General features: G+C 37.4%; 7 protein-coding genes and 1 pseudogene. 3 read left to right on the top strand and 5 right to left on the bottom strand.

The features are described from left to right. Positions 1-55 precede the first annotated feature (55 nt). The 3 genes from EUI_RS0102680 to EUI_RS0102670 are packed head-to-tail and all read right to left on the bottom strand — an operon-like array spanning position 56 to position 2070. Positions 56-736, bottom strand: coding sequence for an IS6-like element IS1216 family transposase (locus EUI_RS0102680; RefSeq protein WP_001015311.1), 681 nt, complete (start codon positions 734-736; stop codon positions 56-58). Positions 737-763: 27 nt separating this feature from the next. After that, the gene (locus tag EUI_RS0102675; RefSeq protein WP_010015875.1) at positions 764-1732 is read right to left on the bottom strand and encodes a cation diffusion facilitator family transporter; all 969 of its coding nucleotides are present in this window, start codon (positions 1730-1732) and stop codon (positions 764-766) included. 23 nt (positions 1733-1755) lie between these two features. After that, positions 1756-2070: an ArsR/SmtB family transcription factor gene (locus EUI_RS0102670; protein WP_002316685.1), complete on the bottom strand. Its 315-nt coding sequence runs from the start codon at positions 2068-2070 to the stop codon at positions 1756-1758. A 358-nt stretch (positions 2071-2428) separates the two neighbouring features. On the opposite strand from EUI_RS0102670, the gene EUI_RS0102665 reads away from it, so the two are divergent. After that, positions 2429-4366 carry a heavy metal translocating P-type ATPase gene (locus tag EUI_RS0102665; RefSeq protein ID WP_002316687.1) on the top strand — a complete coding sequence of 646 codons (1938 nt, stop codon included), beginning with the start codon at positions 2429-2431 and terminating at the stop codon, positions 4364-4366. Positions 4367-4618: 252 nt separating this feature from the next. Here EUI_RS0102665 and EUI_RS0102660 read toward each other — a convergent pair whose 3' ends face one another. Further along, the gene (locus tag EUI_RS0102660; protein ID WP_010004772.1) at positions 4619-4825 is read right to left on the bottom strand and encodes a MerR family transcriptional regulator; all 207 of its coding nucleotides are present in this window, start codon (positions 4823-4825) and stop codon (positions 4619-4621) included. Between the two features lie 320 nt (positions 4826-5145). Then, complete coding sequence (locus EUI_RS0102655) at positions 5146-5430, bottom strand: hypothetical protein (protein WP_010015872.1); 285 nt, start codon at positions 5428-5430, stop codon at positions 5146-5148. Between the two features lie 1131 nt (positions 5431-6561). Between EUI_RS0102655 and mobV the strand changes: the two are divergent. Both mobV and EUI_RS0102630 read left to right on the top strand, forming a co-directional pair. Then, a pseudogene (gene mobV / locus EUI_RS10935) lies at positions 6562-7796 on the top strand (MobV family relaxase). A 497-nt stretch (positions 7797-8293) separates the two neighbouring features. Then, positions 8294-9448 carry a RepB family plasmid replication initiator protein gene (locus tag EUI_RS0102630; RefSeq protein ID WP_010015869.1) on the top strand — a complete coding sequence of 385 codons (1155 nt, stop codon included), beginning with the start codon at positions 8294-8296 and terminating at the stop codon, positions 9446-9448. The last annotated feature ends 27 nt before the right edge of the window (positions 9449-9475 follow it).

Below are 9475 nucleotides of genomic sequence, written 5' to 3'. Positions count from 1 at the left end.
TGGTTCTGTTGCAAAGTTTTAAATAAAGAATAAAATCCCTTACGGTATCTATGATTTAAGCTGGGATTCCCAATAATACCTTGATTTCAGTACAGACCGAAAACCCGAAGAGAGTGCCTTCTTTTCGGGTTTTCTTATATAATCCTCGGATGGCTTCCATACCTTTAATCGTGGTAGAGGCAGTGCGTAAACTTCGATAGAATTTATTGCGTCTCTTTACTGGACGATGGTCTTGTTCAATCAAATTATTCAGGTATTTAATGGTACGATGTTCTGTCCCTTGATAAAAGCCGTATTCTTTTAGTTTCTTAAAGGCACTTGTAATAGAGGGGGCTTTATCTGTGACTACAACCTTCGGTTCATCAAACTGCTTCACTAACCGCTTAAGAAAAGCATAGGCTGCTTGTGTGTCCCGTTTTTTACGTAACCAAATATCCAAGGTTAAACCATCTGCATCGATGGCTCGATACAAATAATGCCATTTTCCTTTAATTTTGATGTACGTTTCATCCATTTTCCATGAATAAAAGGATTTTTTATTTTTCTTTTTCCAAATTTGATAGAGTAGTTTGCCATATTCTTGCACCCAACGATAAATCGTCGTATGAGAAACGTTAATGCCACGATCATATAAGATTTCTTGAACTTCACGATAGCTAAGGTTATAACGAAGATAGTAGCCCACGGCTACAATAATCACATCCTGCTGAAATTGCTTTCCTTTAAAATGATTCATCGTCATTCCTCCTGCTATCTTTTTCTATTATTCTACCTTATTTGATAGTAGATTTAAAACTTTGCAACAGAACCAACTGCCATAAGCATACCCTTTTTCCAGTTCGTCTTTACTTGTAGTTATTTCTATTGTGATATGATTCTTTACACCCGATGTATGGGCAAGCTCTGCAATTTCTTCTTTGATTTCCCTAGCCTTGTTTATATCGGAAGAATCTATAAGAACCGTAACGATAAGGGCATTTTCTTCTCCGTCCAGTGACCAAATGTGAAAATGAGAGAGGGCCTTTACAGCAGGAATATTGTTAATGGAGCTCGCCAGGTTCTCTACGTTTACATTTTCCGGCGAACCGTTCAATAAAATTTTCATTGTGCTTAAAAATTCAGGTACAGTTTTATAGAGGATATAGAGTGCTATCAAAATCGATAAGATTGGATCCAATCGATAAGCCTCGGTAAAGTTCATTACGATACTCACAACCAAGACCCCAATCCACCCTAATACATCTTCTAGCATATGCAGGTTCAACATGCCTTCGTTTTTAGATGACCCTTTGCTTAGAATCCAAGCCGCATATCCATTCAATCCAATAGCCACGAGTGAAAGCCAAAACATGCCACTGTAATTAACCGGTTGCGGATCAATCAAACGTGGGATACTTCGGTAAATCATAAAAAATGAGCCGCCGATCAGTACTACTCCAGTTATCAACGCCCCTAATAATGAAAAGCGGTTATAACCAAAAGTGAACTGTTCATCTTGCTGCTTTTCTGAGTACCCCTGGAAAAACCAAGCGAATCCAATAGAAATGGAATCTCCTAAATCATGAACGGCGTCGGACATAATTGACACACTATTGAAAAGAGACCCAAAGAAAAATTCAATCATGGAAAAAATAAAGTTGGTGAAAAAAGCAATTTTAATATTCTTATTCGGTTGATTTTGGTGCGAGTGATTTTCTTGTTTCTCTGACTTTGAAATTTTAAAAACCTCCATTTAGTTTTATACCTTATTAGCTTTTATTGTTCTTGTTCTTTGATATGAGTTAAGACTTGTTCGAGAATACTGAAAACATGAAGATCATCAAGACTGTAAACCATGCTTTTCCCTTCTCTTCTTGCCTTCACTAAACGTGAATCATTCAATATTTTTAGTTGGTGTGAAATCGCGGACTGTTCCATATCCAATGCAAGCACAATGTTTCCAACACTGAGCTCTTCTTTCTGTAAAAGAAAGAGAATTGACAAGCGTGTAGGGTCACTAATCACTTTGAATTCTTTGCTTATTGATTGGATCTTCTCTTTATTGATTGGCGAAGTTGTTGATGTATCCATATGCTCTTATTCCTCTCACATGATTTTCCATTCATATATATAATATCACATGAGTAAAACGATGCTAGTTTTTTGTTTATAGACAAAATTAAGACTTTTGTATCAGCAATAGTAGTCCATTTGAATAAGAAGCATCTTGTCTTGACAAAACTCATACAGTGAGTTAATATGATTTTGTAAACATATGATTTGTTATTCATATGTAAAACGTAAAGATTCCGATTTACATATGGGACAACTGAAAGGAGTCAGAGACAATGGAAATTACATGAATACTTCTCTTCTTTTAGTGGGAATTTGTGTGATTTAATAAGTAAATGAATGGAAATCAAAGGAATTATATAGGAAGGTGATAAAAATGGAAACTATCGAAGAACAACAATCTCAAGAAAAACATAATCACAACCACGACCGTGAACACGGAAAAATGCCAATCGTTTTATACTTTATTGGTTTAGCCTTAGCGGTGATCGCTTTATTTTTGAATGAAGATTATCAGTTAATGCGAAATATTTTATTCTCAATCGCTACAATCAGTGCAGGATATCATGTCATTATTCTTGAAGGCCTTGGAGAAACAATCGAGAACTCCAAAGTTCAAAAAAAGTTCATGCCCAACTCTCACATTTTGATGGGATTAGCGGCCATTGGCGCTTCTTTAATGGGGAATTTTTGGGAAGGTACATTATTGATTCTTATTTTTTCTGGTGCACATTTTTTGGAAGATTATGCAGAAGGAAGAAGTAAACGAGAAATCACGAAATTACTCGAAATGAATCCAACGACTGCCCGGTTAATCCAGCCTGATGGCAGTACAAAAAATGTTGACGTCAGTGAATTAAAAGTGGGAGATCAACTTCAAGTATTGAATGGCGATCAAGTCCCCATTGATGGCGTCATTTTGTCAGGCTCTACGTCCATTGATGAGTCATCTATTAATGGAGAAAGTATCCCAAAAGAGAAGTCCAAAGGAGACGACGTTTTCGGAAGTACAATCAATGGAACAGGTACTTTCACAATGGAAGTCACTAAAGAAAATAAAGATACAGTATTTTCAAAAATTTTACAGTTAGTAAACCAGAACCAAGACAACCAAACAAAAGCTACGAGTATAATCCAAAAATTTGAACCGAAATACGTTACAGTTGTTTTAATTGCCATTCCGTTATTCATGTTATTGGCTCCTTTTCTCCTAGACTGGACATGGTCACAAAGTATCTATAGAGGATTGGTCCTTTTAGTGGCAGCTTCACCCTGTGCTTTAGCAGCGGCTACTGTATCGGTAACTTTATCGACGACTTCTAACTTGGCCAAAAAAGGCGTCCTTTCAAAAGGTAGTTCTTACCTGTCTCAATTAGCCGATACTCAAGCCATTGCATTTGACAAGACAGGAACCTTGACTAAAGGAAAACCTGAAGTAACCAATTACTATTTTGCTGATTCCGTGAACGAAGAAAACATGATTGATATCGTAGTAGCTCTTGAAAAAGAATCCAATCACCCTTTAGCAGATGCTATTCTAAGAAAGTTTGAGCAAAAAAATAAACTAACTATCGAAGTAGAAAACCAGATCGGCAAAGGATTGACAGGAGATTACAAAGGGAGAAATTATCGTATAGGAAAACCGACTTCGTTTGACGATGTTTCAGATGAATATAGTCGTTTAAATAATGAATGGTCGTCAGAAGGTAAGACGGTCGTATACGTAGCAGTAGATGAGGCTGTTATAGGTCTTATTGCCCTCATGGATGTTCCGAGTGAGCATGCAAAAGAAACCATTGATTATTTCAGAGAACAAGGCATACACACCACATTAATTACTGGTGACTCAGAAATGACGGGTAAAGCAGTCGCTAAACAATTAGGAATAGATGAAGTGATTGCGAATGTCATGCCGGAAGACAAATCCAGAATTATAGACGAACAAAAAGAAAAATACGGTGTAGTTACCATGGTTGGAGACGGAGTGAATGATGCCCCCGCTCTCGTAAACGCAGATGTGGGAATCGCTATGGGAGATGGGACCGATGTGGCAGTAGAGGTATCGGATTTAGTTTTAATGCAAAACGATTTATCCAAATTGGTACAATCTCATAATATATCTACGAAAATGAATCGTGTCATTTGGCAGAATGTTATTTTTTCAATGGCCGTTGTTGCCTTTTTAGTTGTCGTTAGTTTCTTAGGCTTAACGGATATTGCAATCAGTGTCATTATTCATGAAGGAAGTACATTGGTTGTTATTCTGAATGGGCTTCGATTGTTAAGGTCTAATTCTAAGCCTATCAAAAATTAATAACCTGTTTCAAATATTAACTAATTCTCGTTTTCATATGCCTCTGAAGTTTTGGAAACTTTAGAGGCATATTTTTATAAATCAGTTAGTATCAAAAACAATCGATTATGGGACGATTTTAAATAAGGGAATAATGTCAATACTTTGGAGTGGTTTTTAGATAGCCCCGCGAGGGGCCGGAGCTACCCCGAAAGTTTAATCAAAAAGAATAAACGAGGTCCAGGCAATCATCGCCCGGACCTCGTTTGTTTTCTATAATTTATTTTCGGATTCAATCATGTGAGAATCATAGTTGTCAATTTTCCACTGTAAATAATCACGGGCATCAACAATTTCTTTTACCTTTTCGTTAAGCGTATTAATTGCTTCGCCTAGAATGTCTTTACGGGCTGGAATGGTAGTCGGGTCGTCTTCGAACACGGCGCTGATGTCAAGATTATGGACAGGCTTTTTTGGCACCGAGAGGTACCGCACTCCGAAAATTTTTCAAAACCCGGATTTCAGCTTAAAACGGCGTGATTTCTGGGTGTTTTTGTAGGTGGAACAGGGACGAGCCCTACCGGTGAGAGAAAACAGGTGGTATAGATTGTGAACCAGCCGGATTTCACAAGTTGTATCGTGCAACAAATAAGCCTTCACAAGGCGAATTTTTGAAATTCACAGGTGACGGCTTATAAACGGCGTCGTACCGGCTAGTGCCGATAACCGGCATTATGTTAAGCAGCAAGTGGTATAGCTCTCATAATCCCCACGACTAGCCTTTTGTTATTTGTGAAATTTTAGTCCGTGAGCGGTTTATGAGACGGCTGTTTGTGCTTTTTGCGGAGGCGTAAACGGACCACTAATTTGTGTTGGGCGACTTCTTCGTCAGACAACGTTAACTTCTCATCAATTGAGAAAGAGGTCGTTTTGTAATTTTTGGCCAGGACAACCGCATAAACAGCCTGGTCAATCTGTTCACTTTGTTCTGGTGTTAAGGCAAAGGTGTAGGGCTTATCACCGTATACTATCGATTTATCGGGCGCAACGCGTGTAAAGCGTCCTTTAATCGCATTGTATGTCATATAATCCTTCTTAATCGTAAATAGCTTGATATCAATATTTAAATGATTTATATAATAAAAAATGCCATCTTACAGGCGATTTTTATCATCATATTTTCATTATTACAGCGATTTTTACACGAATATTATTTCGCTGTAACCCTACGCCCCGTAAGCATGAGGGTTGTTTGCCTGTTGGCTTTTTTGTAAATTTAACCCCCCTATTAGTGATTTGGGGGTTAAAGAAATTTTTTGAAGCGTCTTTAATTGTCAAAAATGACAGGTTAGCCAGGTTATTGTTGGCGTCACTGGATTTTAAAATGGGCCACCAGGCTTGCCCAGCGCACTGGCCCAAGCCTTTGAAACAGCAGAGCTGTTTCATGGCAGTTATTGTTTATAATTATACACTGTCTTGCCCTGAAAGGAAACTTGCTTCAAAAAAAGACAAACAAAAAGAGCTGGTGTTCCTACGCACTAGCCCTTTTTACTAGAGAGGTTAGTCTCCATGTACTTTTTCCTATTAACATTATAACATCATATTATTGGTATTTCAAAACATGCTATACTTAAAAAGCTGTTGTTTCCTACTATACTGCAACGGCAAGGAGGTTTAGACTCCATGATTTACTTTTTTCAAGAACTCACACAATTGTTTAACGCAATCTGTGTTGCTGTTGTGACGTTCGCAATTAAACGTTATTTTGATGATCTTAATGATCGTTAAAATAATGTGGGCACCTTAAGGGTGCCTTTTTGTTTGCTTTTATTGTATAACACCTATTAATTGCGATAGTCCACTACAATTTTTTTGTTATTATACACTTACGTTTACAGATTATTTTAATGTGGTTAAGCTGACACCAGCTTGCCCCGCGCGGGTAGCGTTCTGCATGACATGCTCTCACTGAAGGTGATCCTGCAATGATAAATTGCCCCGTCACGGCGTGACCCGCCGGAGGTTTTACAAGCCGGATAAGTGGCACTGTAAAATAGCAGTTTCCCCAGTAGGAAGGGGAAACGCTACGGTCATCGCTTGTCGATGACGCGCCTCGCAGAGCCTGTCCAAAATATGATTTTGGTATAACAGGCTATACCAGATTTTTAACGGTGTTATACTGGTCTTGGAAAACCTTTTTCGAGGAGGCATTTTTGATGGCACATTTAAAGAAAAATACGCGTGGCGCAGTCCCTGGTTTAGCGGTCCATTTTGAACGTAAAACTGACCATCACACCAACAAAGAAATTGATGTGTCGAAAACCTATCTGAATCAAGATCTGATGGCGGATGGTTCTGATATGCTTTCACGCTCCAATGCGCGTTTAAATGACGTTTATTGCATGAAAAGAGACGATTTGAAGGCGTTAGCGACGTGGATCGTTACTTTACCTGAAGAACTCACAGAAGCCCCCTATGAGCAGCAGAGCGCCTTTTTTGAAGCAACCACCAATTTTCTAAATAAACGTTATGGTCCAGAAAATCCCGTGGCCGCCGTGGTGCATTATGACGAGACCACCCCTCATTTGCACTATGCCTTTGTCCCAGTGGTTTTTGATGATAAAAAATCACGTTATAAAGTATCCGCTAAAGAAGTGCTAACGCGACATGATCTGCAAACTTTCATGAGGATTTAGATCAGCATTTGAAAAAGGTGCTGCCCTTTTATGAACAAGGTATTTTAAATCACAAAACCTTACCGTTTGAGAATGTCGCTGAAATCAAAAAATACAATGATCAGTTTAACGCCTTAAAAATCGAACTAGCTGACGTTGAAGAAAATATTAGGGCGAAACAGGCCGTACTTAAAATCACGGATCAAGCCTTAACAGAAGTAGACTTAGCCGAAAAACAAATTGATGACTTTAAACAAGACTTATCTAAAAACCTCTTTGGTAAGACGGTGCTTAAACCTGATGACTTAGATCGCTTTAAAAGCGTGTTAGCCACGATGAAGAAAGCCACCTTGCAAAGCCAGCATGAGACGGAAGAACTCAAGCAAACGTTAGGCCAAGTAAAAGCGCAATTAGCAGCTGTCCAAGCAGATTATCAAAACCTGAAAGAAACGCATCAAGCGCTACAGAAGCGGCAACGAGAAAAGCAAAAGATGGACTATGTGATGCGCGACATACTTAAAAATGATTATGGGGTCGACAAGCTATCGCATACTGATGTGGAGGCTCGGTATGTTCTTTATAAGCTGGATCATGAAGAACTCACAAAAAATAAAAAAGTAGCCCAGTCATGGTTAAAAACACTGACGACAGCTAGAGCAGATCCAGATACGAAAATAGCGCCAACTAGATTAGATCGCGGTATCGAACAAGTTAAAGCATTAATCAATCGGATCATTGAATTAACGCGTGATATTTTTAAGGGGCCAAGTCTTTAACGTTATAACGGCTTATTTGCCCGTATAAGCGTTTTTAGCCATGTGACGTAGAAATAATCATTAAATAGATGAAAACGTCGCTATTGGCTTAATAAGTGGCAATCAGGTTACATAACCAGTAATCCATCATTTAAAATAATGCCAAACAAAAAGAACACTCTGGACAAACATTATGTACAACGGTGTTCTTTTTGTTTTGTTTTTATTAATTCAATAAAAAGGCGCAGCCTATTATAAGTTTATCTTTTATATTTTAATCTTTTGTTCTTTTGCGCGGTTAGAAAGTGTGTTTTATCAAGGATTTTCAGAGTTATACCCCTACAAAAAACTGTGTATACCCCTACAAAAAACTGTGTATACCCCTACAAAAAACTGTGTATACCCCTACTTTTATTTTGATTTTGTAGTAATAAAAATGCATAATAAAAGCATGAAGAAATTATCTTTGGCCAGACATTCTTCATGCTTAATCCAAACACGCAAAGGAGCGTACCTATATGTCTATTATACCAGAATCGAAAACAAGGCAGGTACAGACCTTGAATGACTTATCAAAACGAAAAGTAGTTGAACATAATAGCCTAATTACATCGATTGCCAAAATGGATAAAACCCCACTGAAAATGTTTGAATTAGCTGTTTCTTTAATTGATACAGACAATCCCCCTCAAGATCAGACCGTGTATCTATCCAAGAAAGAATTATTTGCATTTTTTAAGGTAGATGATAATGACAAGCATAGTCGCTTTAAAGAAGTGATTGAAAAGATGCAAAAACAAGCATTTTTTCAGATTAAAAAAGAACAAGATAAAGGTTTTAAGTTTGTTAGTATTGTGCCAATCCCGTATGTAGAATGGACGGACTATCATGATGAGGTATTAATCCGATTTAGTCCTGAAATCATGCCTTACTTAATTAATCTCAAAACTAATTTCACGCAACATGCTTTGTCAGATATTTCAGAGTTAAATAGTAAGTATGCTGTTATTTTATATCGTTGGCTATCAATGAACTACAATCAGTATGAGCATTACAGTGTTAAGGGTGGACGGCGAGAAGAACAAGTTGAAAATTATCGCAATCCAACTATTGGTATGCGAGATTTACGAGAAATGACGGATACTGTAAAAGACTATCAAAGAATTGATAATTTTGAAAAAAGAGTGTTAAAAGCAGGACTTGATGAAATTAACTCATACACTTCTTTTAATGTCACGTATGAAAAAGTAAAAAAAGGACGTAGTATTGATAGCATTGTCTTTCATATTACAAAAAAACAAGTCGCAGATGATAGTAGTTATAAATTAGGTGATCGAGATTATATTGATGGAAAGATAAGGCAAGAAGAAAGTGAAAATGAATTAGTTTTGCAGGCAATGGACAGTCCATATACAAAGCTACTTATGGAACACTTTTTATTATCATATTTGGATCTTATGGATAAAAAAATCTTAGCAGGCTTACAAAAAAATGTTTATCCACTATATGACGAATTAAAAGATTTACGAGGAGTAAACGGTGTCAAAGAGCACTTAGCATATATCCGAGATAAACAAGATGACTATTCTAAAAAGAATATTGCTAAGTATCTTAAAAAATCGATTGAACAGTATCTACCAATCGTTAAAAGGCAGGATATAGATCATGAGTGAAAATTTAAAAACCATTCGAGAACTTGC

Source organism: Leuconostoc gelidum subsp. gelidum KCTC 3527 (genome assembly GCF_000166715.1).
GTDB classification, from domain to species: domain Bacteria; phylum Bacillota; class Bacilli; order Lactobacillales; family Lactobacillaceae; genus Leuconostoc; species Leuconostoc gelidum.
This window is presented reverse-complemented; position numbering and strand designations above follow the sequence as displayed.

What these genes read in the sequence shown, in the direction of transcription:
- EUI_RS0102680 (WP_001015311.1), bottom strand. Translation starts at nt 736, where the DNA reads ATGAATCATTTTAAAGGAAAGCAATTTCAGCAGGATGTGATTATTGTA.
- EUI_RS0102675 (WP_010015875.1), bottom strand. Translation starts at nt 1,732, where the DNA reads ATGGAGGTTTTTAAAATTTCAAAGTCAGAGAAACAAGAAAATCACTCG.
- EUI_RS0102670 (WP_002316685.1), bottom strand. Translation starts at nt 2,070, where the DNA reads ATGGATACATCAACAACTTCGCCAATCAATAAAGAGAAGATCCAATCA.
- EUI_RS0102665 (WP_002316687.1), top strand. Translation starts at nt 2,429, where the DNA reads ATGGAAACTATCGAAGAACAACAATCTCAAGAAAAACATAATCACAAC.
- EUI_RS0102655 (WP_010015872.1), bottom strand. Translation starts at nt 5,430, where the DNA reads ATGACATACAATGCGATTAAAGGACGCTTTACACGCGTTGCGCCCGAT.
- EUI_RS0102630 (WP_010015869.1), top strand. Translation starts at nt 8,294, where the DNA reads ATGTCTATTATACCAGAATCGAAAACAAGGCAGGTACAGACCTTGAAT.